21 protein-coding genes and 1 tRNA gene are annotated in these 24,022 nt (G+C 64.5%); 11 read left to right on the forward strand and 11 right to left on the reverse strand.

Features of this window, described 5'->3' with window-relative positions; genetic code table 11:
- Window positions 1–7: 7 nt before the first annotated feature.
- The 5 genes from PSEST_RS20075 to PSEST_RS20095 all read left to right on the forward strand — a co-directional run bounded on the left by PSEST_RS20075 (window position 8) and on the right by PSEST_RS20095 (window position 4,226).
- Window positions 8–1,192, forward strand: a complete 1,185-nt coding sequence (locus PSEST_RS20075) for a zonular occludens toxin domain-containing protein (RefSeq protein ID WP_015278753.1) — start codon at window positions 8–10, stop codon at window positions 1,190–1,192.
- A 147-nt stretch (window positions 1,193–1,339) separates the two neighbouring features.
- Window positions 1,340–2,620, forward strand: a complete 1,281-nt coding sequence (locus tag PSEST_RS20080; protein WP_015278754.1) for a hypothetical protein — start codon at window positions 1,340–1,342, stop codon at window positions 2,618–2,620.
- A complete protein-coding gene (locus tag PSEST_RS20085) occupies window positions 2,620–3,660 on the forward strand; it encodes a tyrosine-type recombinase/integrase (protein WP_041757108.1) in 1,041 nt (346 codons plus the stop codon). Before PSEST_RS20080 ends, PSEST_RS20085 begins: the two co-directional genes overlap by 1 nt.
- An 8-nt stretch (window positions 3,661–3,668) precedes the next feature.
- Window positions 3,669–3,764, forward strand: a tRNA-Sec gene (locus PSEST_RS20090).
- 144 nt (window positions 3,765–3,908) lie between these two features.
- Window positions 3,909–4,226, forward strand: a complete 318-nt coding sequence (locus tag PSEST_RS20095) for a hypothetical protein (protein WP_015278756.1) — start codon at window positions 3,909–3,911, stop codon at window positions 4,224–4,226.
- Between the two features lie 78 nt (window positions 4,227–4,304).
- On the opposite strand, the gene PSEST_RS20100 is transcribed toward PSEST_RS20095, so the two are convergent.
- Window positions 4,305–4,769, reverse strand: a complete 465-nt coding sequence (locus PSEST_RS20100) for a glycine cleavage system protein H (RefSeq protein ID WP_015278757.1) — start codon at window positions 4,767–4,769, stop codon at window positions 4,305–4,307.
- A complete protein-coding gene (locus tag PSEST_RS20105) occupies window positions 4,766–5,140 on the reverse strand; it encodes a DsrE family protein (protein WP_015278758.1) in 375 nt (124 codons plus the stop codon). Before PSEST_RS20105 ends, PSEST_RS20100 begins: the two co-directional genes overlap by 4 nt.
- Before the next feature lie 147 nt (window positions 5,141–5,287).
- Between PSEST_RS20105 and cfaB the strand changes: the two genes are divergently transcribed.
- Window positions 5,288–6,469 carry a C17 cyclopropane fatty acid synthase CfaB gene (gene cfaB, locus PSEST_RS20110; protein WP_015278759.1) on the forward strand — a complete coding sequence of 394 codons (1,182 nt, stop codon included), beginning with the start codon at window positions 5,288–5,290 and terminating at the stop codon, window positions 6,467–6,469.
- A gap of 41 nt (window positions 6,470–6,510) precedes the next feature.
- Here the strand turns inward: cfaB and PSEST_RS20115 are convergent, their stop codons facing one another.
- The 3 genes from PSEST_RS20115 to PSEST_RS20125 all read right to left on the reverse strand — a co-directional run bounded on the left by PSEST_RS20115 (window position 6,511) and on the right by PSEST_RS20125 (window position 10,371).
- On the reverse strand, window positions 6,511–7,362 hold the full coding sequence (locus PSEST_RS20115; protein ID WP_015278760.1) for a universal stress protein: 852 nt from the start codon (window positions 7,360–7,362) through the stop codon (window positions 6,511–6,513).
- 14 nt (window positions 7,363–7,376) lie between these two features.
- Window positions 7,377–8,864, reverse strand: a complete 1,488-nt coding sequence (locus PSEST_RS20120; RefSeq protein ID WP_015278761.1) for a SulP family inorganic anion transporter — start codon at window positions 8,862–8,864, stop codon at window positions 7,377–7,379.
- A gap of 292 nt (window positions 8,865–9,156) precedes the next feature.
- Entirely contained in the window at window positions 9,157–10,371 is a 1,215-nt protein-coding gene (locus PSEST_RS20125) for an HD-GYP domain-containing protein (RefSeq protein WP_015278762.1), read from the reverse strand.
- 205 nt (window positions 10,372–10,576) lie between these two features.
- Between PSEST_RS20125 and PSEST_RS20130 the strand changes: the two genes are divergently transcribed.
- Together PSEST_RS20130 and PSEST_RS20135 are read left to right on the forward strand one after the other, a co-directional pair.
- The gene (locus tag PSEST_RS20130; protein WP_015278763.1) at window positions 10,577–12,340 is read left to right on the forward strand and encodes a sensor histidine kinase; all 1,764 of its coding nucleotides are present in this window, start codon (window positions 10,577–10,579) and stop codon (window positions 12,338–12,340) included.
- 31 nt (window positions 12,341–12,371) lie between these two features.
- Complete coding sequence (locus PSEST_RS20135) at window positions 12,372–13,715, forward strand: sigma-54-dependent transcriptional regulator (RefSeq protein ID WP_015278764.1); 1,344 nt, start codon at window positions 12,372–12,374, stop codon at window positions 13,713–13,715.
- Between the two features lie 43 nt (window positions 13,716–13,758).
- Here PSEST_RS20135 and PSEST_RS22210 read toward each other — a convergent pair whose 3' ends face one another.
- The 4 genes from PSEST_RS22210 to PSEST_RS20150 all read right to left on the reverse strand — a co-directional run bounded on the left by PSEST_RS22210 (window position 13,759) and on the right by PSEST_RS20150 (window position 16,178).
- Window positions 13,759–14,034, reverse strand: a complete 276-nt coding sequence (locus PSEST_RS22210; protein ID WP_157372421.1) for a hypothetical protein — start codon at window positions 14,032–14,034, stop codon at window positions 13,759–13,761.
- Window positions 14,031–15,272, reverse strand: coding sequence for an RNA polymerase sigma factor (locus tag PSEST_RS20140; protein WP_015278765.1), 1,242 nt, complete (start codon window positions 15,270–15,272; stop codon window positions 14,031–14,033). The genes PSEST_RS22210 and PSEST_RS20140 overlap by 4 nt, the downstream gene beginning before the upstream one ends.
- A 2-nt stretch (window positions 15,273–15,274) precedes the next feature.
- The gene (locus PSEST_RS20145) at window positions 15,275–15,631 is read right to left on the reverse strand and encodes a YciI family protein (protein WP_015278766.1); all 357 of its coding nucleotides are present in this window, start codon (window positions 15,629–15,631) and stop codon (window positions 15,275–15,277) included.
- An 88-nt stretch (window positions 15,632–15,719) separates the two neighbouring features.
- Complete coding sequence (locus tag PSEST_RS20150) at window positions 15,720–16,178, reverse strand: YybH family protein (protein ID WP_015278767.1); 459 nt, start codon at window positions 16,176–16,178, stop codon at window positions 15,720–15,722.
- A 292-nt stretch (window positions 16,179–16,470) separates the two neighbouring features.
- On the opposite strand from PSEST_RS20150, the gene PSEST_RS20155 reads away from it, so the two are divergent.
- Genes PSEST_RS20155 through PSEST_RS20165 form a run of 3 tightly spaced genes read left to right on the forward strand, consistent with a single transcriptional unit; the run spans window position 16,471 to window position 20,029 of the window.
- On the forward strand, window positions 16,471–18,684 hold the full coding sequence (locus PSEST_RS20155; protein WP_015278768.1) for a TonB-dependent receptor: 2,214 nt from the start codon (window positions 16,471–16,473) through the stop codon (window positions 18,682–18,684).
- On the forward strand, window positions 18,684–19,811 hold the full coding sequence (locus PSEST_RS20160; protein WP_015278769.1) for a PepSY-associated TM helix domain-containing protein: 1,128 nt from the start codon (window positions 18,684–18,686) through the stop codon (window positions 19,809–19,811). The genes PSEST_RS20155 and PSEST_RS20160 overlap by 1 nt, the downstream gene beginning before the upstream one ends.
- A complete protein-coding gene (locus PSEST_RS20165) occupies window positions 19,808–20,029 on the forward strand; it encodes a hypothetical protein (RefSeq protein ID WP_015278770.1) in 222 nt (73 codons plus the stop codon). The genes PSEST_RS20160 and PSEST_RS20165 overlap by 4 nt, the downstream gene beginning before the upstream one ends.
- Here the strand turns inward: PSEST_RS20165 and PSEST_RS20170 are convergent.
- Window positions 19,992–22,778 carry a response regulator gene (locus PSEST_RS20170; protein ID WP_015278771.1) on the reverse strand — a complete coding sequence of 929 codons (2,787 nt, stop codon included), beginning with the start codon at window positions 22,776–22,778 and terminating at the stop codon, window positions 19,992–19,994. The two genes, PSEST_RS20165 and PSEST_RS20170, sit on opposite strands and share 38 nt — an antisense overlap.
- Window positions 22,775–23,932: an acyl-CoA dehydrogenase family protein gene (locus PSEST_RS20175; RefSeq protein ID WP_015278772.1), complete on the reverse strand. Its 1,158-nt coding sequence runs from the start codon at window positions 23,930–23,932 to the stop codon at window positions 22,775–22,777. Before PSEST_RS20175 ends, PSEST_RS20170 begins: the two co-directional genes overlap by 4 nt.
- Window positions 23,933–24,022 lie beyond the last annotated feature (90 nt).

Consider the following 24,022-nt stretch of genomic DNA (forward strand, 5'->3'; position numbering starts at 1 on the left):
CGCCGTCATGCTCGTTATCCGCACCGGCAAGCCCGGCCATGGCAAGACCCTGAACACCATCCGCGAGGTCGACCAGAAGGCTCACGCCGAAGGCCGGGTCGTCTACTTCCATAACATCAACGGTCTCAAGCCCGATCAGCTGCAAGCGCAGTGGTTCGAGTTCGAAGATCCCGAGAAGTGGTTCGAGCTGCCCAACGATTCGATCATCGTGGTCGACGAAGCGCAGGGCTGGTTTGGCTCGCGCGATCCCAGGGCGCGGCCACCGGAGCACATCACCCGCTTCGAGACCATGCGCCACCAGGGCCACGAAGTGCACCTCGTCACACAGGACCCGCGCTATCTCGATGTGCATCTGCGCCGGCTGTGTAACACCCACATTCACTACTGGCGCGTCTTCAAGTCCGCCCAGCTGCTGCGCTTCGAGTCGGAAGTCGTCGTAGAAAAGGTCGAGCTGAAAACCAGCTTCAAGGATGCTGACAAGAAGTCACTGCGCCTGGATAAGCGCTACTTCGGTGCCTACACCAGCAGCAACGCCAAGCACCACTTTCAGGCCAAGGTGCCGACCAAGTTCATCTTGGCCATCTGCGTGCTGGTCGGTGCCGGCATCCTCGTTTATCGCGCCTATGAACGCTATGCAGCCGAAAAAGCTCAAGCCGCGACGGCTACCAGCGCGCCGGCCGGGAGCATGGTCGATCAAGTGAGGGATACGGTCGGCGCATTCATCAAGCCGGTAGGCGAGGCGAAAACCGATGCGCCGGAAAGCGCCGCCAGCTACATCGGGCGGCGCGTGCCTCGGATACCGCAAGTCCCATCGTCGGCGCCGATCTACGACGAGCTTACGCGGCCCGTGTCGTTTCCCCGACTCTACTGCATGTCCAGCACGGACCCTGCGACCTATGCCCGCGAGTTCGGGCGAATGGCGCATGCGGTAGTCAACGGCACGCCCACCGTCTGCCAGTGCTACACGCAGCAGAGCACGCGGGTCGAAACCGACTTCGCATTCTGCATGCGCGTGGTCGAAAACGGCTTCTTCGATCCGACCCTTCCTGATCGCTCCGCTGGCGAGCGAACGCAGCAAGTCCAGAACAGCCAGCCTCCGGCAATGCAGGGGCCACGCCCTGGACCAGCACAGCCAGCCAGTGGCACGAACATGACTGTCGTGCCGTACCAGAAGGGGCAATTCCTGTGGTGATGACCGTCAGCGCGCGTGCGCTCCGCGCTCTTTGCACGCACGGCGAGGCACGAGCCGGCGTGCAAACGCGCGCGCTGACGTCCCTGTAACACGTCAGATAGATCGAGTTGAAACCGTCCGTTATTGGACATTGTTGGAGATTCAAGAATGAGCGTTAAAGACCAAGCAAGACTGGACCACATCACGGGCAATCCGACCAAGCGTGGACGGTTGTTCGTTGACCCTGGTACTGCGGCAATCACCGATCTGTCGAAGGTCCGTCTGCTGCGTTGCGGCGTCGATACGGTTCGCCAGTTGTATCGCGGGCTGATCCGTCCAGAGATCATGGCGCTGTTCGAGAAAACGGGCGCGATGGTGGAGTTTGCTGGCGAAGTCTGGCACTCGGGACGGGTTGGCCGGGACTCTGGCTACCAATACAAGCTCCAGAACGCTGACCTTGGGTTCATCCTGCTCATCAAGAATTTCAACGCCAAGCTGGAGAACATCGGGCCGCACCTGAAAATCGAGGTGTCGCCGCACGCCATCGACGCGCTGTCGCCTGAGCGTCTGCAAGAGCGGATGGATTACTACGCGGCGGCAGTCATGACCAACCGCGAACGTAACCAGTGCGCCGTCCATTTGGCGTTGGACCTCCAGGGCTGGAAGCCTCCAGTCGATCTGGTAGCCCGCCTGCACTGCCGCGCGCGAACGCATCGCGATATTTCCGGAATCAAGGAAATTCAGTGGGCCACCAAGTCCAGTGTTTACGGTCGGGGCGAAACGTCCATGTTCGGCTCGGCCAGCGGCGTGCAGCTCTGCATCTACAACAAGACCGAGCAGGCCCGCGCAACCGACAAGCTCGACTACTGGGAAAGCGTGTGGCGTCGCCGTGACTCCTTCGACCCGACCGACCCTGACAACTACGATCCAGGCGCTGACGTGTGGCGCGTTGAGTTGCGCTATCACCACTCGGTCATCCAGCAGTTCGCCAGCGGCTCGATCAGTGCGAAGACCGGTGAGGCCATCGATACGGATTCGTTTTCGGCCTTCTCGGCTCATCTGGACGGCCTGTGGCGCTATGGCCTGAGCCAATTCAAGCTGATCGCCCGCCCCGGCTATTACGAGCCGATCTGGACGCTAATGCGTGATGACGCGAGGGTCGATCTACCGGTCGATTCCCTGGTCGAGGAAACGGAGTACAAGCGCTATTACAAGACCTCAAGGGGCTTCTCGGGCAAGAACGTCGAGCTGTTCCTGGGAAACTTCGTAAGCCTGCTGGCACGGGAGCGAGTGGGCGCTAAGACCGCATTTGATCGATTGAAGCAATGGGAATGCTGGCCAGTGATCCGCGACCACTACGCCGCCAAGGACATGAGCGAGCGCGACCTCTACAAGCACATCAAGAACCTGTTACAGGAACGACACGTGCGATGGGGGCGTGCCGTCTGATGGCGATACTGGCACTGCCTGACGGTCGCTGGCGGGTCGATGTTGAACCGATCAAGGGCAAGCGATTCCGCAAGACCTTCAAGACCAAGGGCGAAGCCCAGCGGTTCGAGGCTACCTGTCGATCCAAGCTGATCGAAAGCCCGCAATGGTCACCAAAACCGAAGGATCGTCGTCGCCTGTCTCAACTGGTGGACTGCTGGGGGCGTCTGCACGGTCAGTCGCTGTCCGACTATGAGGGTCGGCGCGTCATCATGGATCGCATGGTCGAACGCCTGAAAGACCCTGTCGCCATAGCCTTCACTGCTACCGATTTCGCGGAGTACCGCGCCAAGCGCCTCTCGTCCGGCATCAGCCCGAAAACGCTGAACAATGAGCTGTCTTACCTGCGGGCCATGTTCAATGAGCTACGGCGACTTGGTGAGATCGAGTTCGAGAATCCGCTTTCGATGCTCAGGGCGATTCGTGTGCAGGAAAGGGAACTGTCCTGCCTCGACAGCCATCAGATCGAACGGCTGTTCCAGGTACTGCGCAGCATGGTTCACCCACACGTGGAGCTGATCGCCACGATCTGTCTGGTGACCGGTTGCCGATGGGGTGAAGCGCAAGGGCTCACGATCAGTCGGGTGGGCGATGGCATGCTCCAGTTTGTGAACACGAAGTCGAAGCGTCGCCGTGTGGTGCCGATCGATCAGAAGCTAGCGGAGCGGATACGCCAGCACCTTCGGCAACACGGTGCGTTCACCAACTGCCGGGATCGGTTCGATGAAGCTGTGGTGCGTGCGGGGCTGGGTCTACCTGCGGGACAAAAGTCGCATGTGTTGCGGCATACCTTCGCCTCACACTTCATCGCGAACGGTGGCAATATCCTGACCTTGCAGAAGATACTCGGGCACTCGTCCCTGGCGATGACAATGCGGTACGCGCACCTTGCGCCCGATCATCTGCAAGACGTGTTAGCGTTTGGGCCTGCTAGGGATTTTCGACACTTCTTCGACACTCCCGCCTCTGAGCGACAGTCGGGGCAGGAAATTCCTTTGTAAATCAATAAGGAAGGCAATCGCACCCGGTGGTGCGGCCGGGCTTCAAACCCGGTTGGGGACGGCAGCCGTTCCCGGGTGAGTTCGACTCTCACTGCCTTCCGCCATTTCGACTCACACGCCCGACTCCCAAACCCTCGACACCTACCCCGCGACAGCCCGTCCCACCTCGCAATATCAAAAAGCCATCGCACTTCAACGCGAAGCGCGTCACAATCGCGGCTTTTCTTTCCAGGGATAGGAGAGACGTCGTGGGTAACTCGCCAGACGAGCGCCGTGCGTTGCACGCGCTGCGTGACCATATCGATTGCCTACTGGCCGAAGGAGCGTCCGTTGTCGGTCGCGACCCGGTGCAGCTGAGTTTTCAGGGCCGGACGTTGACGGTGCAGCACGGGATACTGCTCAACGAGAACGGCCATCAGGACCTGATCGAGACGCTTGCCGAGCTGGAGTGGACGAACAAGCGCACTCGCGATCTAGCCATCGATATCTGCATCCGCCAGCTAGACCATGCGATCAAGGCGAGCTGCTTCGACGCGCTGGAAAGCTCAAAGCCCGACAAGCCCTGACAGGCCAAGCGCAACGCGGTGATTCTCTTTGCGCGGTGTGTGGGATGGCTGCAGTCTTCTACCGCGCTTCCAGTACCGCTACTTCCACTGCAACGCCTGCACATGGGCGTTGGCTGGGTCGAAGTTGTCCAGCCGCATACGTTCGGCGATGGCGGCTTCGGCGGCCTTGCCCAGCGGGAACTCCTCGCGCACGGCGCCCCAGTCTTCCGGCCTCAGGCGGACCAGCCAGCCATCACCGTAACAATCCTGATTGATCAGCGCCGGCCGCTCGAGTAGCGCTTCGTTGACGGCCAGCAGCTCACCGGCGAGGGGGCTGCGCGCTGAGGATGCGGCCTTGGCGAACTCGACCACACCGAAGCTGCGCTCGCGCTCGATACGGGCGCCGACGCGTTTGGGAGTGAAGGCGAATATCTGGCCGTAGAGTGCGCAGCCGTAGGCGGTCAGGCCAAGGGTGACACTGCCATCTACCTCTTCACGCAGCCACAGACTGTGCTCCGGCGCGTAACGCAGCGCGTCGGGGAAGTCGAGACCCTGCACATTCATAACGTCAGCACCCGGTCGTACTCGAGGATCATCTGCGCCAGCTCGCCGCCGCTGGAAATTTCGTCCAGTTCGGCGATCAGCGTCGCAGGGTCGACCTGCACGCCCGGCTGCCGGCACATCAGCAGGCGCGCGCCGGCCTGCTTGGCGTTGCGGATGAAGTGCAGTACCGGCTCGCCGCCTTCCACCGCGCGCAGCGATTCGGCCACCTCGCGCCGCGCCAGCTGCACACCCTCGCCGGTGAGATAAAGGGTTACTTCGGCGTCCATGCAGGCCAACAGCGTGGCGATATGAAAAGGCGCGGCGCAGCGCGCCGGTGTGCTGCGGCCGCTGGCGACAAGGATCAGCACGCGTTGTGAACCGTTGTGTTCCATAAGCCCTCATGCCCAAGCCGGCGAGCTAAGTCGTCATAAGCACGTTCGCCGTCGTTCGAACCATAGCGCGAAACTATCATCACCATAGCCTACAGTTCTGTATTGATGGTCTAGGATTTTCACGGATGCACTAAAAGGAGATGGAGCATGCTGGCGACATTGCTACCGGCCCTGAAAGAACTCGCCTTGCCGCTGAAGCTGCAACTGTGGGACGGCAAAGAGATCGACATCGGGCCCGCCCCCTGCGTCACCTTGGTTATCAAGGACCCGAACCTGGTAACCCGATTGGCGCAGCCGAGCCTGGTCGTGTTCGGTGCGGCCTACGTCGAGGGGCAGATCGACCTGCTCGGGCCGGTGCATGAGGTGATCCGCATCGGCGATGTGATCACCCGGGCGCTGGGCGAGGACGACTTTCCGCTGCCGTCACGCGAGGCGCACGACAAGACGACCGATGCAGAAGCCATTTCCTATCACTACGACCTGTCCAACGATTTCTACCGGCTCTGGCTGGACAAGGACATGGTCTATTCCTGCGCCTATTTCGAAACCGGCAGCGAGGACCTCGAGCAGGCGCAGCAGGCCAAGCTGCGCCACCTGTGCCGCAAGCTGCGGCTCAAGCCAGGCGAGCGTCTGCTGGATGTCGGCTGCGGCTGGGGCGGCCTGGCTCGCTACGCCGCGCGTGAGTTCGGCGCGAAGGTTTTCGGCATCACCCTCAGCCGCGAACAGCTCGAGCTGGCGCGCGAACGGGTAGCCGCCGAAGGCCTGCAAAAGCAGATCACCCTGGAGCTGATGGACTATCGCGATCTGCCGCAGGATGGCCGTTTCGACAAGGTCGTCAGCGTCGGCATGTTCGAGCATGTCGGCCACGCCAACCTGTCGCTGTACTGCCAGCGGCTGTTCGACGCCGTGCGCCCGGGCGGGCTGGTGATGAACCACGGCATCACCGCCCGACACATCGACGGCCGCCCGGTCGGGCACGGTGCGGGCGAGTTTATTGACCGCTACGTATTCCCCCACGGCGAACTGCCGCATCTGGTGAACATCAGCAGCTGCATCAGCGAGGCCGGGCTGGAAATCGTCGATGTGGAAAGCCTGCGCCTGCACTACGCGCGCACGCTGGACTTCTGGAGTGAGCGGCTGGAAGCGCAGCTGGAGCAGGCAAAACAGATGGTCCCCGAACGCGCGCTGCGCATCTGGCGCCTCTATCTGGCCGGTTGCGCCTACGGCTTCCGCCACAACTGGATCAACCTGCACCAGATCCTCGCCAGCAAGCCGCTGGCGGATGGCTCCCACGAGCTGCCGTGGAGTCGGGCGGACCTTTATAGCTGACTGCCGCCGCGCCCGGGACGGGGGGGCGCAGCGGATAGCGATCAGCGCAGCAACAGCAGCGGCGTCGAGGTGGTGCGGATCATGTTGGTGGTGGTGCTGCCAACGAAGAACTGGCGAATGCGCGAGTGCCCGTAGGCGCCCATCACCAGCAGGTCGATACCGTGCTCGGCCTGATAGGCATGCAGGGTCGGCTCGACTTCACCGGCACGAATGGCGATTTCCACGTTGAAGCCGGCGGCGGTCAGCACGCCACGGGCATTTTCCAGCTGCGCCTGGTTGTCGGCGGTGTCCGCCGCGACCATCACCAGATGAATCGGCATGTCCTTGAACAGCGGGCTGCCGGCGAGCATCTCCACACCCTTGCGGCTGGTGGCGCTGCCGTCGAAGGCGAGCATCACGCTTTGCGGTTCGCTGAAATCGCCAGGGGCAACCAAGATCGGCCGCTGCATGGTGCGGATGACGTTTTCCAGCTGGCTGCCGATGTGCTGGATGGCGTCGCCGCTGTCCTCGCCCTGGCGACCGATGACCAGCAGGCGCGTCTCGCTTTGCAGATCACGCAGGGATTCGACCAGATCACCGTGGCGCTGCCGGCACTCGGGCTGGGCGACGCCGGCGGAGATCGCCCGCTGGCGTGCCGAATCGAGCATCATCCGGCCCTCTTCCAGCGCCAGCTTGGCGCGCTTCTCGTCCAGCGTCGCCAGTTCCTGCAGGAGGAATTCACGGCTGCCGAGGCCAATGATGCCGCTCAGGTCGCCCGACACCGGATACTGCTGGCGGTCGAGCACATGCAGCAGCGTCAGGGGCGCGTCCAGGCGCTTGCTGGCCCAGGCCGAATAGTCGCAAACCGCCGCAGCCTGCGGTGATCCGTCGATACACGCCATTACGTGGGTCATTGTCGTTCTCCTGGTCAGTGGCTCATGAGCTTGTCGATGGCCTCGGGTTTGTCATGCACACCGAAGCGGTCGACGATGGTGGCGCTGGCTTCGTTCAGACCCAGCACTTCGACCTCGGTGCCTTCGCGGCGGAACTTGATGACCACCTTGTCCAGCGCCGCCACGGCAGTGATGTCCCAGAAATGTGCGCGGGACAGGTCGATGGTGACCTTGCCGAGCGCTTCCTTGAAATCGAACGCACCGGTGAATTTATCCGATGAGCTGAAGAATACCTGCCCGATGACCTTGTAGGTGCGCTGATTGCCGGTGGCGTCTAGCTCCGAGCCGATGTGCAGGTAATGGCCGACCTTGTTGGCAAAGAACATCGCCGCCAGCAGCACGCCCGCCAGAACACCGTAGGCCAGGTTGTGAGTGAAGACCACCACCACCACGGTGACGACCATGACGATGTTGGTGGAAAGCGGATAGCGCTTGAGGTTGCGCAGCGAATCCCAGCTGAAGGTGCCGATCGACACCATGATCATCACCGCAACCAGCGCGGCCATGGGGATCTGCCCGACCCAATCGCTGAGGAACACCACCATTAGCAACAGCACCACGCCGGCGATCAGCGTCGACAGGCGGGTACGGCCGCCGGATTTCACGTTGATCACCGACTGGCCGATCATCGCGCAGCCGGCCATGCCGCCGAACAGGCCGGAGACGATGTTGGAAACGCCCTGCCCTTTGCATTCGCGGTTCTTGTCGCTGGAGGTGTCAGTGAGGTCGTCGACGATGGTCGCGGTCATCAGCGATTCGAGCAGGCCGACCACCGCCAGCGCGGCGGAATACGGAAAGATGATCGCCAGGGTTTCGAAGGTCAGCGGCACTTCCGGCCAGAGGAAGACCGGCAGCGTGTCGGGCAGGTCGCCCATGTCGGCGACGGTGCGGATATCCAGGCCGAAGTAGACGGCCACCGCAGTCATCGAGAGGATGCAGACCAGCGGCGAGGGAATGACCTTGCCGAGCTTCGGCACATAGGGGAACAGGTAGATGATGCCCAGGCCCGCAGCGGTCATGGCGTAGACGTGCCAGGTGACGTTCGTCAGCTCCGGCAGCTGCGCCATGAAGATCAGGATCGCCAGCGCGTTGACGAAGCCGGTGACTACCGAGCGCGAGACGAAGCGCATCAGCGAGCCGAGGCGCAGATAGCCGGCGCCGATCTGCAGCAGGCCGCAGAGCAACGTCGCCGCCAGCAGGTACTGCAGGCCGTGCTCGCGCACCAGCGTCACCATCAGCAGCGCCATCGCACCGGTGGCCGCGGAAATCATCCCCGGGCGGCCGCCGACGAAAGCGATCACCACGGCGATACAGAAGGAGGCGTACAGGCCGACCCGCGGATCGACCCCGGCGATGATGGAGAAGGCAATGGCTTCGGGAATCAGCGCCAGCGCGACGACGAGGCCGGACAGCACATCGCCGCGGATATTGGAGAACCAGTTTTGTTTGATCGATTGCAGCATCGGACTATCCAGAGCAAAAGCACCACCATGCAGACCACGGGCGGCCGGCAGCGATACAAGGCGAGTTTTTTGGTGTGATTGATTCGGCTGTCAGTCGACGAAACGCACGGACAGCAGCGTACGACCGCCCCATGACAGGCAGTCGCAAAGTGACGCGAGGGGGCGGAGCGCTATGGCGGACTAGGCAGCCAGGTCATGGGCATCAGGAGCTCTTTTCTGAGCGACTCGCCGCGCGAGCCGCGTTTGGGGGGCGACATTCTAGTCGCATGGCCCCGGTTTTACGACCGCCAATCTAGGTCCAGAGCGCATCGAGGTTGGTGAAGCCCCAGGCAGCGGGGTCTTCGCGGCCGACGATGCGGTCGCCGCACTGCGGATTGGACAGGTCCATTTCCACCGGGACGATAGCCGCGCGGGCGCGTGTGGAATAGAACAGCTTCACGCGCGGCGCCGTCAGCTGCTGCGGGTGATGCTCGGTCACCACGCCCAGCCGCCCCGACTGCAGCCGCACCAGCGAGCCCAATGGATAGATGCCCACCGTACGCACGAAGGCATGCAGCAGCTGGGTATCGAAATGCCCGTGCCACTGCGCCATGCGTGCCAGCGAACCGGACGCATCCCAGGCCGTCTTGTACGGGCGGTTCGAGGTGATGGCGTCATACACGTCGCAGATCGCCCCCATGCGCGCCAACCGGCTGATCTGCTCGCCCTCCAGCCGGTGCGGATAACCGGTGCCGTTCACCTTTTCATGGTGATGCAGGCAGACATCCAGCACCGCATCGGACACCGCGGTCTGCGCCGCCAGCAACATGGCGTGTCCGCGCTCGGGGTGGCTGCGCATGACCATGTATTCATCATCGCTGAGCTTGCCGGGTTTGTTCAGCACATCCAGCGGCATGGCCATCTTGCCGATGTCGTGCAGCAGCCCGGCCATGCCGGCCTCGTGCACCTGGTCTTCGGGCAGCCCGAGCTGACGTGCCAGCGCCACCATCAGCGCGCAGACCGCCACCGAGTGCATGTAGGTGTATTCGTCCTTGGTCTTCAGCCGCGCCAGGCTGAGCAATGCCGAGCCGTTGCGCGCGAGGGAGGCGGAAATCTGTTCCACCAGCGGCTGACACTGCTGTGGATCGACGGCTTTGCCGAGCCGCGCCTCGTTGAACAGCAAGGTGACCTGCTCTCTGGAGCGCTTGAGCAGCGCGGTGGCGCGCTGCATTTCCTCCCTGGCGCTGCACTGCTGTGTTGGCGGGGTGACGGAAATCGACACGACGGGGATGGTGTCAGCCCCGAGGAGCGGAGCCTCTGCCGCCGGCGGCGTTGCCGTCTCCACATCGACACCCCTGCCCGCATCGATCCAGACGGCCTTGATACCACTGGCGTGCAGCGCTTGCAGGTCAGCGGGGTCGGTCAGCAGAAACTTGCTGCGCCAGAACGGATGGTCGAACCAGCTGCCCTCCAGCGCGTGTACGTACATGCCGAAGCGCAATTGGCTGACAAGGACTTTTCTAAGCAAGGCTGACCTCGACTGAATGGAGCGGCCAGGCCGTTCCGTACCAGCGATCCCTGCTGAAATTGAAGGTAACCCCCGCAGTATATGTGTGATGGCATATTGCCTCCACAGCGCCAGATCACGACTTTGGTGCTACGCCGCGCCCCGGCAATGCACCATGTGCGCTGGCTATCGCTTACCATCGGCGCGTCCCGTCGCGAGCGCCATCATGCCTGCCCTGCCCAACCGCCTGCGTGTAACCCTGATCGTTGCGCTGATACTCGTCGGCCTGCTGCTGAGCATGCACTGGGCCGGGCGCCTGGCCGAACAACGCGCCTGGGCCGAGCGCAGTCAGGAGTCCCAGGGCCAGCTTGAACTCTATGCCCAGGCAATCCATACCCAGGTCGAGCGCTTCCGCTCGGTGCCAGCATTGCTGGCGCTGGACAGCGACATCCAGGGGCTCCTTGCCGACCCGGGCAACCGTGCCTTGCGCCGCGAACTGAACCAGCGCCTGGAACAGCAGAACCACGCCGCCGGGTCCTCGGTGCTGTACCTGCTCGACCGCAACGGCGAGACCATCGCCGCCAGCAACTGGCGCGACTGGAGCAGCTTCGTCGGCAACAACTACGCCTTCCGCCCGTACTTTCGCGATGCCGTAGCCCATGACAGCGGGCGTTATTTCGCGGTCGGCGTCACCACCGGAATTCCCGGCTATTTCCTCTCCAGTTCGGTGAAGAGCGCCACCGGCGAAGTGCTTGGCGTGCTGGTGGTCAAGTTGGAGCTGGAAGACATGCAGCGCGACTGGGTCGGCCAGCCAGGCATTCTGCTGATCGCCGATTCGCTGGATATCGTCATTCTCACCAACCGCCCGGCCTGGCGCTTCCGCTACCTGCGGCCGCTGAGCGACGAGGTGCGCAGCCGCCTGATCGATGTGCGCCGCTATGCCGAGCAAACCCTGCAGCCGTTGCAGAGCAGCCGCGTGCAACAACTTTCCGAAAGCAGCGAGCGGCGTCTGGTGGATGGCCCGGACGGCCGCCGCGAGTACCTCTGGCAACGCCTGGCACTGCCAGAAGAAGACTGGACGCTACACCTGCTGCACGATCCGCAGATGGTCGTCGCCAGCGTGCGCAGCTACCGCCTGGCCGCGGCCGGGGTGTGGATGACCCTCGCCTTCCTGCTGCTCTACCTGGCGCAGCGGCGCAAGACGCGGCGCGTGGAAATGCGCAGCCGCAGCGAACTGGAACATCTGGTGCACGAGCGCACCCGCGAGCTGCACACCGCCCAGGACGAGCTGGTGCATGCCGCGCGCATGGCCGCGCTGGGGCAGATGTCTGCCGCCCTCGCCCATGAGATCAACCAGCCGCTGACGGCGCTGCGCATGCAGCTCGCCAGTCTGCGTCTGCTGCTCGACAGCGGCCGCGACGGCGAGGTGCGCGAAGGCCTCGGGCATGTCGAAGGCCTGCTCGAACGCATGGCGGCACTCACCGGTCATCTGAAGACCTTTGCCCGCAAGAGCCCGGCCGGGCTGCGCCAGCGCCTGAGCCTGGCCGAGGTACTGGAGCAGGCCCTGCAGCTGCTGTCGCCACGCATTCGCAGCGAGCAGGTCGAGGTGTTCCGCCAGGTCCCAGCCGAAGCCATGGTCAGTGGCGATGCCATCCGCCTCGAGCAGGTGCTGATCAATCTGCTGCACAACGCGCTGGATGCCATGGCCGGACGTCCGCAACGCCGCCTGCGCATTCTTTGTCAGCTCAACGGCGACAGCTGGCAGCTCAGCGTCGGCGACAACGGTGGCGGTATCGCCAGCGAGCATCTGGATCAGGTGTTCGAGCCGTTCTTCACCACCAAACCGGTCGGCCAGGGCCTCGGCCTTGGTCTGGCGGTGTCCTACGGCATCGTCCGTGACATGGGCGGCACACTGGAAGTCAGCAACGACGCGCACGGCGCGGTGTTCACCCTTACGCTGCTGGCTGTCGAAGGGCACGCCGCCGAGTAAACTGCCACGACGCGACCGCGAGGAGCAGGCAATGAGCGGGCAGGTAATCTTCATCGACGACGAGGCGGCGATCCGCCAGGCCGTGCAGCAGTGGCTGGAGCTGTCCGGCTTTCAGGTGCGCACCTTCTCCCGCGCCCGCGAGGCGCTGACGGCGCTGGATCGGGACTTTCCCGGCGTGCTGATCAGCGACGTGCGCATGCCCGATCTCGATGGCCTCGGCCTGCTCGAACAGCTGGTGGCGCTGGACGCCGACCTGCCGGTGATCATGGTCACCGGCCACGGCGACGTGCCCATGGCGGTGCAGGCGCTGCGCCAGGGCGCCTACGACTTCATCGAAAAGCCCTTCACCCCCGAACGCCTGCTCGACAGCGTGCGCCGCGCCATGGACAAGCGCCGGCTGGTCTGCGAGAACCGTCAGCTGCGCGAGCAGTTCGCCCGCAAGGGGCGTATCGAGTCGCAGCTGCTGGGCGTGTCCCGTGCCATGGATAATCTGCGCCGCCAGGTGCTGGAGCTGGCCGGGACCGACGTCAACGTGCTGATCCGCGGCGAAACCGGCAGCGGCAAGGAGCAGGTCGCGCGCTGCCTGCACGACTTCAGCCCACGCGCGGGCGGACCCTTCGTCGCGCTGAACTGCGCGGCGATCCCGGAAACCATCTTCGAAAGCGAGCTGTTCGGTCACGAGAGCGGCGCCTTTACCGGCGCCCAGGGCAAGCGCATCGGTCGCATCGAGCACGCCGCCGGCGGCACGTTGTTCCTCGACGAGATCGAGAGCATGCCGCTGGCGCAACAGGTCAAGCTGCTGCGCGTGCTGCAGGAAAAGACCCTGGAACGGCTAGGTTCGAACCGCAGCATCGAGGTCGACCTGCGGGTGATCAGCGCGGCCAAGCCGGACCTGCTGGAAGAGGTGCGCGGCGGCCGCTTCCGCGAGGACCTGCTGTACCGGCTGAACGTCGCCGAGCTGCATATTCCGCCACTGCGCGAGCGCCGCGAGGACATTCCGCTGCTGTTCGAACACTTCGCCAGCCAGGCCGCCCAGCGCCACGGCCGCGCCGCGCCGCCGGTGACACCCGGAGAACTGACGCAACTGCTCGCCCATGACTGGCCGGGCAACGTGCGCGAACTGATCAACGCCGCCGAACGCCACGCCCTCGGCCTCAGCGCCCCAGCCCCGGCAAGCAGCGGTGGCCAGTCGCTGGCCGAACAGATGGAAGCCTTCGAGGCGCAATGCCTGCACAACGCCCTGCAGCAATGCAAAGGCAACATCACCGAGGTCATGACCCAGCTGCAGCTGCCGCGCCGCACCCTCAACGAGAAGATGCAGCGCCATGGGCTGAGCCGCAGCGATTACTTGCCGGCAGGCAGTGCGGATAGCTGAGCGATCGGCCCGAAACGCTGAGAGTCCCGCAGTATCGGAACGCTCAGCGCAACTGCCACATCGGCGTTGACCTGCAGGCTTTCGGCGGCCAGGCCGTCAATGGCCAAGCGGCCTTGAACTTCAGCATCCACTTCGCTCCCGGCGCAAACCGAGAGAGCTGCAGGCCGTGAAGCCTTTTGCGCAGGCGGAACGCTTTGCCCACGCTGGAGCCACCATCGACTGATTTATCGAGCCCTTCGCGACCAGATACCGCTTCTACACCGGCTTGAGGCTCACCATCGGCATGACATTCGGCAAGCACCTGAACAGCTTTGATCACCCGCCCAGGCTAGCCAGTTGCCTCTGCAGAAAACGCCGTTCCGGCTCCAGCTGCACCAGGCGCAGCGCCCTGCGATAGGCCTCACGCGCTTCGTCTGTACGTGCCAGGCGGCGCAGCAGATCGGCACGTGTCGCATGGCTGAGGTGATAGTCCTGCAGATCACCACGCTCCAGCAGTTGATCCACCAACAGCAGACCGGCCTCGGCACCGTCACGCATGGCCACGGCCACCGCACGGTTCAACTCCACCACCGGCGACGGGCTCAACTGCAGCAGCACATCGTAAAGCCGCACGATCTGCGCCCAGTCGGTCTGCGCGGCACTCGGCGCTTCGGCATGCACGGCGACGATGGCGGCCTGCAGCGCGTAGGCGCCGAACGCGCGACTGGTCAGCGCCAGCTGCACCAGCTGCGCTCCTTCGGCGATCTGCTGACGGTTCCACAGGCTGCGGTCCTGTTCGTCTAAGCGCACCAGCTCCCCGGCCGCATCGGTACGCGCAGCCCGGCGGGCATCGTGCAGCAGCATCAGCGCCAGCAGCCCCATCACTTCGGCGTTGGGCAGCAATTCGAGGAGCAAGCGGCCCAGCCGAATCGCCTCGGCACAAAGATCGGCGCGGGTCAGCTCGCCGCCGGCCGATGCCGTATAGCCCTCGTTGAACACCAGATAGACCACCCGCAGCACGCTCTCCAGCCGCGCGGGCAGCTCGTCGCGCTCAGGCACGCGATAGGGCAACCGGGCGTCACGGATCTTCGCCTTGGCGCGCACGATACGCTGGGCAATGGTGGCCGGCGGAGCGAGAAAGGCGCGGGCGATTTCCTCGGTGGTCAGGTCGCAGACCTCACGCAGGGTCAGTGCCACGCGACCATCAGCCGGCAGGGCGGGATGGCAGCAAGTGAAGATCAGCCGCAGGCGATCGTCTTCCATCTCGTCCACCTCCGCTGCCTCGGCTGCGTCTTCCAGCTGTTCGGCCAGCAGCCGCAACGAGGCATCGAAGCGCGCCCGCCGGCGCAGGGCATCGATGGCCTTGAAGCGACCGGTGGACACCAGCCAGGCGCGCGGATTGTCCGGTACGCCGTCGCGCGGCCACTGCTGCAAGGCCGCGGCGAAGGCATCGTGCAAGGCCTCTTCGGCACGATCGAAATCGCCCAGCAGACGGATCAGCGTGGCCAGCACGCGGCGCGATTCGCTGCGATAGACCGCTTCGACCCGCGCCGCAGTGAAGTGCCCGGTCAGCGGCATGCTCAGCGCTGCGGCAGCTGGCGCAACGGTCGGATCTCGACGCAGCCAAGGATGGCCGGCGGGATCTTCGCCGCGATAGCCTCAGCCTCGCGCATGTCGGCCGCCTCGATCAGGTAAAAGCCCGCCAGCTGCTCGCGGGTTTCGGCGAAGGGGCCGTCGACCACCGAGGTGACGCCGTCACGCACGCGCACCGTGCGCGCGGTACGCACCGACTGCAGCGGTTCGCCGGCGAGCATGTGGCCGCTGGCACGCAGCTCCTCGGCACAACTCAGGCAGCGCGCGACCAGCGCATGCCACTGCTCATCGGTCATCGAGTCCACACGCTGTTCGTCGTAATAGATCAGGCACAGGTAGTTCATGGCGGGGCTCCGTCTGCCGGCAACGCAGCAAAGCTAGCAGCCGATGACGAAGTGCGCCCGATCAGGTGACGAAGATTGCCAGCCAGCCTCACCCGGCCTGTTGCTGCGACGGTGCCTGATCCATGCACACCTGGCCGGTCTGCATATCGAAGGGCATCGAGAAATGCTCGTGGATCACCTTCCACTCGCCATCGCGCCGCGCCCAGACCCGCGTGCCGCGCATCCAGGCGGTCTGCATCTCACCTTCGGCATTGGGTCCACCACAGTGGGTGAGCATGCGGCTGCAGGCCAGCTCGCCACCGACATCCACATGCAGCTCGTGGCTCTCGAAGAAACCTTCGCCCTGGCAGAACTCGAAGCAGCGCTGCCAATGCGCCCGGTACTCGTCAACGCCCTTGAATTGCAGCGCGCCAACCGCATCGAAGGCCACTATGTCGTCGGCGTACTGCGCCATGATCCGGTCGAGATCCTTGGCCTTGGTGGCCTGTTCGAACGTTTCATGCAGCTGGCGAATTGCGAGTTCGTCTTGGTGGGTTTCGGTCTTCATGTCCGTCTCCTGGCATCTGATTGAACGAGGGTTCACCAACTAGTCGTCCGGCGTTTCCCTCAATCGACAGACCAGGAAAAATCTTTTCTGCAAAGACGCTTGGGAACGACAGGCCGCGCGCCAGACAGCCTGGGCGGTTGGCGCGTCAATGCGGCACGGTACCGCCAGACGGAATAATGTTGCGAAGCGTTATCTTTTAGATACGATAGTGGCTCTCAGATGGCACTGGTTCTCAATGCTCCGTCTCGCCGTCATCCGCCACCCTCACAGCTCAACGTCCGGTCAGGTCACCATGTCCACTCTTCGCTTCCCGCGTAAATCCGCACTGTTGCCCGTTTGTCTTGCAGCCAGTTTTGCTGGCTCGCCGCTCATGGCGCAGGAGCGCCAGCCGACCCAAAGCGCCCCGGCGTCGAGCCAGGTCTCCGAGCCGGTAGAACTGGAGTCGGTGGAAATCACGGCCAGCGCAGACGCCTCCGCCGAAGGCCTGACCCAGCCCTATGCCGGTGAGCAGGTAGCTCGTGGCGGGCGGGTCGGGATTCTGGGCAATCGCGACTACATGGAAACCCCGTTCACCTCGACCTCCTACACCTCGCAGCTGATCCAGGACCAGCAGGCGCGCAGCGTGTCGGACGTGCTGCAGAACGACCCCTCGGTGCGCGTCGCCCGCGGCTTCGGCAACTTCCAGGAGCTGTATGTGGTACGCGGTTTTCCGGTGTATTCCGACGACATCTCCTATAACGGTCTCTACGGCCTGCTGCCGCGCCAGTACGTAGCCGCCGAGTTCATCGAGCGCGTGGAAGTGTTCCGCGGCGCCAACACCTTCCTCAACGGCGCAGCCCCAGGTGGTAGTGGCATTGGCGGTGCGATCAACATCCTGCCCAAGCGCGCGCCGAACGAGCCACTGACGCGCCTGACCGTCGGTGCCGAAAACGGTGGCCAGCCGATGACACACGCCGATATCGGCCGCCGTTTCGGCGAAGAGGAGCGCTTCGGTGTGCGCCTGAACGCGGCCAAGCGCGCCGGCGAGACCACGGTCGAGGACGAGGATCGCACCCTCGACATGTTCGCCCTCGGCCTCGATTACCAGGGCGATAATTTCCGCCTCTCCAGTGACATCGGTCACCAGTATCACTTCATCGACAACCCGCGGCCGAGCGTCACTCCCAGCGGCGGTATTCCCAGCGCGCCGGATGCCGACGACAACTTCGCCCAACCCTGGACCTATTCGAAAGAGAAGCAGACCTTCGGTACCTTCCGCGCCGAATATGATTTCTCCGATGCGGTGACCGGCTGGCTCGCAGCCGGCGTACGTGAAGGCGAGGAGAAGAATCGGTTTGCCAGCATGACCGCAGGCAGTTCGGGCGCCGGCACCTTCTACCGCTTCGACAACGTGCGTGAGGAGGAGGTATTCACCAGCGAAGTGGGCCTGCGCGCCCGCGGCCGGACTGGCGACGTCTCCCATGAATGGGTGATGTCGGCGGCTATGTTCGATCTGGAGGCTCGCAACGCCTATGCCATGTCGGGCAGCTATGCAGCTGATATCTACCAACCGTTCGCCGCTGCAATGCCGGATGCTGTCTGGGTTGGCGGTTCGATGTCCAACCCCAACGTCACCGAGCGCACTCAAACCCAGAGCCTGGCCATCGCCGATACCCTGGGCTTCATGGATGACCGCCTGCTGGTCACCTTGGGCGCTCGCCGCCAGGGCATCGAGGCCAAGAGCTACGACTACAACAGCGGTGACCGTTTGTCTTCCTACAACCGCTACAAGAACAGCCCGGTCGCTGGCGTGGTGTATCAGCTGACCGATGAGGTTTCGGTCTATGCCAACTACATCGAGGGCCTGGTCAAGGGCGATATAGCGCCGGCCACCAGCGGCGGCGTCAGCATCATCAATGCCGGCGAGGCATTGGAGCCCTATGTTTCGGAGCAGACCGAGATCGGCATCAAGTACGACGGTGGCAGCCTCGGCGGCAGCTTGGCGCTGTTCACTACCGAGCGTCCATTCAGCACTCTGGAAAATGGCGTGTTCACCGACGGCGGCGAGCAGCGCAACCGTGGTATCGAGCTGTCAGTGTTCGGTGAACCGACCTATGGTGTACGCCTGCTGGGCGGTGTGACCCTGCTCGATGCCGAGCTGACCAGCACCCAGGACGGCATCAACGAGGGCAACCGCGCGATCGGTGTGCCTCGTACTCAGGCCAATGTCGGCGGCGAATGGGATGTGCCCGGCACCAATGGCCTGACCCTAACCAGTCGCGTCGTCTATACCAGCAGCCAGTACACCGACCTCGACAACAGCCGAGAAATTCCCTCCTGGACCCGTCTGGATCTTGGCGCACGCTACGGACTGCGAGTGCAGGACCGCGACGTGACCCTTCGCGCCCGCCTCGACAACGCCACTGGCCGTGACTATTGGGCATCGACTGGCGGCTACGCCAACGAAAACTACCTCGTCCTCGGCGCCCCGCGCACGCTCTCGGTCAGCGCTACGGTCGACTTCTGATGCAGGCAGTCACCCTGCGGCGGTGGGGCTGGGTCCATAAGTGGTCCAGCCTCGTCTCTACGCTGTTTATCCTGATGCTCTGCCTGACCGGCTTGCCGCTGGTCTTCTCGCACGAGATCGATCACCTCACCGGCAACGAGATCGAAGCGCCGGCGATGCCCGAAGGGACGCCGCGCGCTGCGGTCGACCGGGTTGCGGCCGAGGCGGTGAAGGCCTATCCGGGCCTGGTGCCGCTGTACTTCTTCGCCGAGGAAGACGATCCGGATGTCTGGTACGTCAAGCTCGATACCCGCGTCGATACCGACGAGAGCGCATCAACGCTGATCCTCTCCGACGCCCGTACTGCCGAGGTGCTCGGCGCGCCGAACATCGACGAAGGCTTCATGAACGTGATGTACCGCCTGCACGTTGACCTCTATGCAGGGCTGGCTGGCAAGCTGTTTCTCGGCTTCATGGGGCTGCTGCTGATGGTGGCGATCGTCTCCGGCGTAGTGCTCTATGCGCCGTTCATGCGCAAGCTGCGCTTTGGCGAGGTGCGCCAGGAGCGCACCGCCCGCACCCGCTGGCTGGATCTGCACAATCTGCTCGGCATCGTCACCCTGGTGTGGGCCCTGGCGGTTGGCTTTACCGGGGTGATCAATACCTGGGCGGACCTGATCTTTCAGGCCTGGCAGGCCGAGCAGGTCGCCGCGCTGCAGGCGGGGAAAACGCGCGTACTGCTCACCGCCGAAGCCAGCGGTGCGCCAGCGGCAGACGGCTCGCTGCAGACGGCGGTCGATCGCGTACTGGCCGCTGCGCCGGGCATGGCGGTGGCGATGATCGCCTACCCCGGCACGCTGCGCGCCACGCCGGAGCATGTCGCGGTGATCCTGCGTGGCGACACGCCGCTGACGTCACGCCTGACCCAGGCGCTGCTGGTCGACCCGGCCGATGGAGCGGTGCTGGAGGCCGGCCCCCGACCCTGGTACGTCACCGCGCTGCAGCTGTCCGAGCCGCTGCACTTCGGTGATTACGGCGGGCTGCCGCTGAAAATGCTCTGGGCGCTGCTGGACGTTCTCACCATCGTCGTGCTCGCCAGCGGCCTGTATCTGTGGCTCAAGCGCGGCGCGACGGAGGTGCGGACATGATGCGCATCTGGTTATGGCCGGTGCTGATCGGCGTCGCGTCCATGCTCGGACTGATCGCCGGGCTGGTCTCCGAAGGCGCAGGCGACTGGCTGAGCTGGCTGGCCCTGGCGGCACCCGTGGTTATCGGCGTTCATGGCCTGACCCGCTGCGGCGCCCGCCCAGTAGGGCGCCGCAGCGACGTTACGCCTGCAGGATCTCGGCGAGCTGGTCGAAGCTGAAGGGTTTGGGCAGTGAACGCGCCGGCAGTTTGCTTTCAATACGCCCCTCACCAGAGACGAACACCAGCCGTAGCCACGGCTGGGTGGCCAGGGCCTCGGCGGCGAATTCCGGCCCGGAGCGGCCCGGCAGGTTGACGTCGAGCAGCAGCTGATCGAAGCGCTGTTCGTGCAGCGCCTGCGCGGCCAGCTCCGCGTTGGCATAACCGCAGGCGCGATGGCCCAGTTCCTCGACCATCTCGCAGGTCAGGGCAAGCAGCTGCGGCTGATCCTCCACCACCATCACCCATTGCTGTGGGGCGGCTCGCTCCTCGCTGTGCGTCGCGCCCAGCAGCTGGCGCACCTTGCGCGCCAGGTCTTCCTGGCGGTAAGGCTTGCTCAGCAGCTCCACGCCCGGATCGAGCCGGCCGCCATGGACGACCGCATTGCGCGTGTAGCCGGAGGTGAACAGCACCGCGATATCCGGCAGCAGCAGTCGCGCCTGGCGCGCCAGTTCGGTGCTGCTCAGCGGCCCGGGCATGACCACGTCGGTGAACAGAAGATCAATCGGAAGGCCGCTCTGCAGGATGCTCAAAGCGCTCTGCGCATCGTTGGCGCGCAGCACCGAATAGCCGAGGCCGGTGAGCAGCTCGATCACCGTGGCCTGCACCGGCAGGTCATCCTCCACCACCAGGATGGTTTCGCTGCCGCCGACCACCGGGCCAACGGTGGATGGCTGGGCCTGTACTTCTGGCTGCTCGGTACGCGGCAGGTAGAGCTTCACCGTAGTGCCGGTGCCCTCCTCGCTGTAAAGGCGGATATGCCCACCGCTCTGTTTGGCGAAGCCGTAGGCCATGCTCAACCCGAGCCCGGTGCCGTGACCCTCGGGCTTGGTGCTGAAGAACGGCTCGAAGGCCTGCTCGATGATCTCGGCAGGCATGCCGACGCCGGTGTCGGATACGGCCAGCAGCACATACTGACCGGGCGTGACATCGCTCTGGGTCTCGGCGTAATGCTCGTCGAGCATGGAATTGCCGAGTTCCAGGGTCAGCTTGCCGCCGTCAGGCATGGCATCACGGGCATTGATCGCCAGGTTCAGCACGACCTGCTCAAGCTGATTGGGATCGACCATGGTGGTCCACAGCCCACCCGCCACCACGGTTTCGATCTCGATGCGCTCGCCGAGGGCCTGGCGCAGCAGCTCGTCGAGATCACGCAACAACCGGCCGAGATTGGTCGGCTGCGGGCGCAGCGGCTGCCGGCGGGCGAAGGCGAGCAGTTGGCGCGCCAGCTTGGCACCGCGCTCGACAGCCGAGCCCGCGGCATCGACCCGCTTGGCGGCGGTGCGGTTGTCGTCTACCAGCGGCTGCAGCAATTGCAGGTTACCGGCGATCACTTGCAGCACGTTGTTGAAGTCGTGGGCGACACCACCGGTCAGCTTGCCGATGGCCTCAAGCTTCTGCGACTGATACAGCGCCTGACGGCTGAGTTCGAGTTCGCGGGTGCGCTCCTCGACCAGCTCCTGCAGGCGCTCGCTGGAGCGCTGCAGTTCCTGCTGCGCCAGCACCTGGGCGGTGACGTCATGGCCCTGGCAGAAGATCCCGCTGACCTGCTCGTCCTCCCTGAATACCGGCTGGAAGATGAAGTTCACGTAGCGCCGCTCGGCCTTGCCGCCCGCCTGCGGCCGCACGCGCACCGCAATGTCGCGACCAATATAGGGCCGCCCGGTGACGTAGACCTGCTGCAGCAGCTCGGATAGGGCCCGGCTCTCCAGCTGCGGAAATACTTTGAAGGCTGGCCGGCCAAGCAGCTCGCGGGCACCAACCAGTTGATGGAATGCCCGGTTGGCGATTTTCAGCTGATGCTGCGGCCCTTCGGTGATGGCGATGAAGCCCGGTGCCTGGTCGAACAGGCGCTGCAGGTGGGTGCGCTCCTCGCTGAGCTGATGCCCTTGCAGTTCGCTGGCGCGGCGCTCGGCAACCAGTGCCGATACATCACGCACGGTCAGCGCCGCGCCCACCACTGCGCCACTCGCCGCGCAGACGGCTGCCACTACGATCTCCAGCGTCCGCCCACCGCCTACGTCGTCGTGCTGCAGGGTCAGCGTCTCATCGCAGTCCTGCACACGCGCCAAGGCCTGGGCCAGTTCGGCGCTCCAGAACGGCAGTCCGCTCGCAGGGCGCCCCAACACCTCGGCACGCGGCAAGCCGAACAGTTCGGCAGCGCCGGCACTCCAGTACAGCACCGCGCCCGCGTGATCGAGGCCGACGATGGCGTCGCGCGCCGCGTCGATGAAGTGATGCAGATAGAGTTCCGCCGCAGGCAGCGGTCGCCGGCTCGCGTGGGTGCCATCAACCGTGACGTTGGCCCGCGCCAGGGTCGTGCGCAGGCGCATGCGCCGGTGCACGCTCGCCAGCGCCTCGTCGAGTTGTTGCAGCAGTTTGGTGTCGAGCGTGACGATGGACCAGTAAGGCCCCAGCAAAGGCGCCGGCCCCAACTCCCGATGCAGCGCGTCGACACTCGCATCCTCGCTGAGGAACAGCAGTTGCGTGGCCTTCCAGCGACTACGCAATTGGCGGGCCAGGGCCACCGGGCGCGCCAGCCCTGCCGCCAACAGCACCAACGCGGGTTGTTCGTCTTCGGACGGCAATGCGCCCACATCCACAGTGCGCAGGTGCAACCCATGCGCCGCGGCCCAGCTAGCTATCCGCTCGCGCAGCTGCACGTCGCCTGCCTCCAGCAGTGCGATCTGGTTGAGCAGCACCTCGCTCATAACAGCGGCAGCCCCAGCAGGCTGCGACCTGTCCAGAGTTTGAGCAGGCCCGTTGTGGGAGTCATCACATGGCCGGCGCGGGCGTCGCGCAGCAGACGCGCCGCGCGACTGTTTTCGCGGTACGCGGCACCGCCACACAGGGTCATCGCCTCGTTCGCCAGGCGCACCGCGGTTTCCGCGGCTTCCGCCTTGCACGCCAGAATGAACGGCAGCGCCTCGGGATGTGCGGCATCGCCGCGGCGCGCCGCTTCGCGCACCAGGGCACGCGTCTTGACCAGATCGGTCCAGAGTTCGCCGTAGCGAATTTGCAGGCTTTCCACATCCCGCAGGGCCTCGCCGGAATGGCTGTAGCGCCGCGAGCGCAGCTGCAGGCTGGCTTCATCAAGCGCCGCCTGGGCAACGCCGAGATAGGTGCCGGCCATGGCCATCAAAAAGAACGGCGCGACCACCTCGAACACATACCAGACCTGATCGCCCGGTTCGCCGAGCAGGTTGCGCGCCGGCACCCGAACCTGATCCAGCCGCAACGGTCGCGAGGAGTTGCCGCGCATGCCGAAGCCGGCCCAGGCGTCGAGCCACTGCATGCCGGCGCTGCCCTTGTCGACGATCAGGCAGCTGAAATCTCCGGCTTCGGCGCCCGCGGCCACCGTGGAGATGACGTAGGAATCGGCGTGCCCACCATTGGTGACGAACTGCTTGGTGCCGTCGACCACGAAGTCTTCACCATCAGCGTCAAGGCGGGTTTCCGGCAGGTAGAAATGCGCGCCGGTGCCGTGCTCGGACAATGCCAGGGTGGTGATATGGCGTCCCTGGGCGATCTCGCGCAAATAATGATCACGCTGATGCTCGGTAGCCTTGGCGGCGATGACCGCGGTGGCCACGCAATGCATGCCGTAGCACAGCGCCGACGACGGGCAGGCGCGGGCGATCGCCTCGGTGAGCACACACAGGCCCAGCAGCCCCTGACCCAGCCCGCCGAGTTCGCTCGGAACCTGCAGCCCAAGCAGACCAGCATCAGCGAAAGCCTGCATCGAGTGGGCAGGCCAGCGGCATTCGGCGTCGACCTCGGCAGCCAGCGGCGCGATGACATTTTCAGCCAGATCGGTGGCGACGCTCTGCAATTCGACGAGCTGAACGGGTAGCAAATGGTCCATTAATCTTCCTGAAATCAAGGGAGGCCGGCATCCGCCCGGGTGGATATCAGACCGTAACAGTCAGGTAATGTTCGGCCGCGCTTCTTGCGG

Origin of the sequence: Stutzerimonas stutzeri RCH2, assembly GCF_000327065.1 — a bacterium.
Taxonomy (GTDB): Bacteria; Pseudomonadota; Gammaproteobacteria; order Pseudomonadales; family Pseudomonadaceae; genus Stutzerimonas; species Stutzerimonas stutzeri_AE.

Bases quoted from the DNA above. Each gene is read 5' to 3' on its own strand.
- PSEST_RS20155 (WP_015278768.1), top strand. From the start codon at position 16,471: ATGTCCACTCTTCGCTTCCCGCGTAAATCCGCACTGTTGCCCGTTTGT.
- PSEST_RS20170 (WP_015278771.1), bottom strand. From the start codon at position 22,778: ATGAGCGAGGTGCTGCTCAACCAGATCGCACTGCTGGAGGCAGGCGAC.
- PSEST_RS20115 (WP_015278760.1), bottom strand. From the start codon at position 7,362: ATGACCCACGTAATGGCGTGTATCGACGGATCACCGCAGGCTGCGGCG.
- PSEST_RS20160 (WP_015278769.1), top strand. From the start codon at position 18,684: ATGCAGGCAGTCACCCTGCGGCGGTGGGGCTGGGTCCATAAGTGGTCC.
- PSEST_RS20140 (WP_015278765.1), bottom strand. From the start codon at position 15,272: ATGCCGCTGACCGGGCACTTCACTGCGGCGCGGGTCGAAGCGGTCTAT.
- PSEST_RS20165 (WP_015278770.1), top strand. From the start codon at position 19,808: ATGATGCGCATCTGGTTATGGCCGGTGCTGATCGGCGTCGCGTCCATG.
- PSEST_RS20175 (WP_015278772.1), bottom strand. From the start codon at position 23,932: ATGGACCATTTGCTACCCGTTCAGCTCGTCGAATTGCAGAGCGTCGCC.
- PSEST_RS20100 (WP_015278757.1), bottom strand. From the start codon at position 4,769: ATGAATGTGCAGGGTCTCGACTTCCCCGACGCGCTGCGTTACGCGCCG.
- PSEST_RS20080 (WP_015278754.1), top strand. From the start codon at position 1,340: ATGAGCGTTAAAGACCAAGCAAGACTGGACCACATCACGGGCAATCCG.
- PSEST_RS20075 (WP_015278753.1), top strand. From the start codon at position 8: ATGCTCGTTATCCGCACCGGCAAGCCCGGCCATGGCAAGACCCTGAAC.
- PSEST_RS20120 (WP_015278761.1), bottom strand. From the start codon at position 8,864: ATGCTGCAATCGATCAAACAAAACTGGTTCTCCAATATCCGCGGCGAT.
- PSEST_RS20085 (WP_041757108.1), top strand. From the start codon at position 2,620: ATGGCGATACTGGCACTGCCTGACGGTCGCTGGCGGGTCGATGTTGAA.
- PSEST_RS20105 (WP_015278758.1), bottom strand. From the start codon at position 5,140: ATGGAACACAACGGTTCACAACGCGTGCTGATCCTTGTCGCCAGCGGC.
- PSEST_RS20135 (WP_015278764.1), top strand. From the start codon at position 12,372: ATGAGCGGGCAGGTAATCTTCATCGACGACGAGGCGGCGATCCGCCAG.
- PSEST_RS20130 (WP_015278763.1), top strand. From the start codon at position 10,577: ATGCCTGCCCTGCCCAACCGCCTGCGTGTAACCCTGATCGTTGCGCTG.
- PSEST_RS20145 (WP_015278766.1), bottom strand. From the start codon at position 15,631: ATGAACTACCTGTGCCTGATCTATTACGACGAACAGCGTGTGGACTCG.
- cfaB (WP_015278759.1), top strand. From the start codon at position 5,288: ATGCTGGCGACATTGCTACCGGCCCTGAAAGAACTCGCCTTGCCGCTG.
- PSEST_RS20150 (WP_015278767.1), bottom strand. From the start codon at position 16,178: ATGAAGACCGAAACCCACCAAGACGAACTCGCAATTCGCCAGCTGCAT.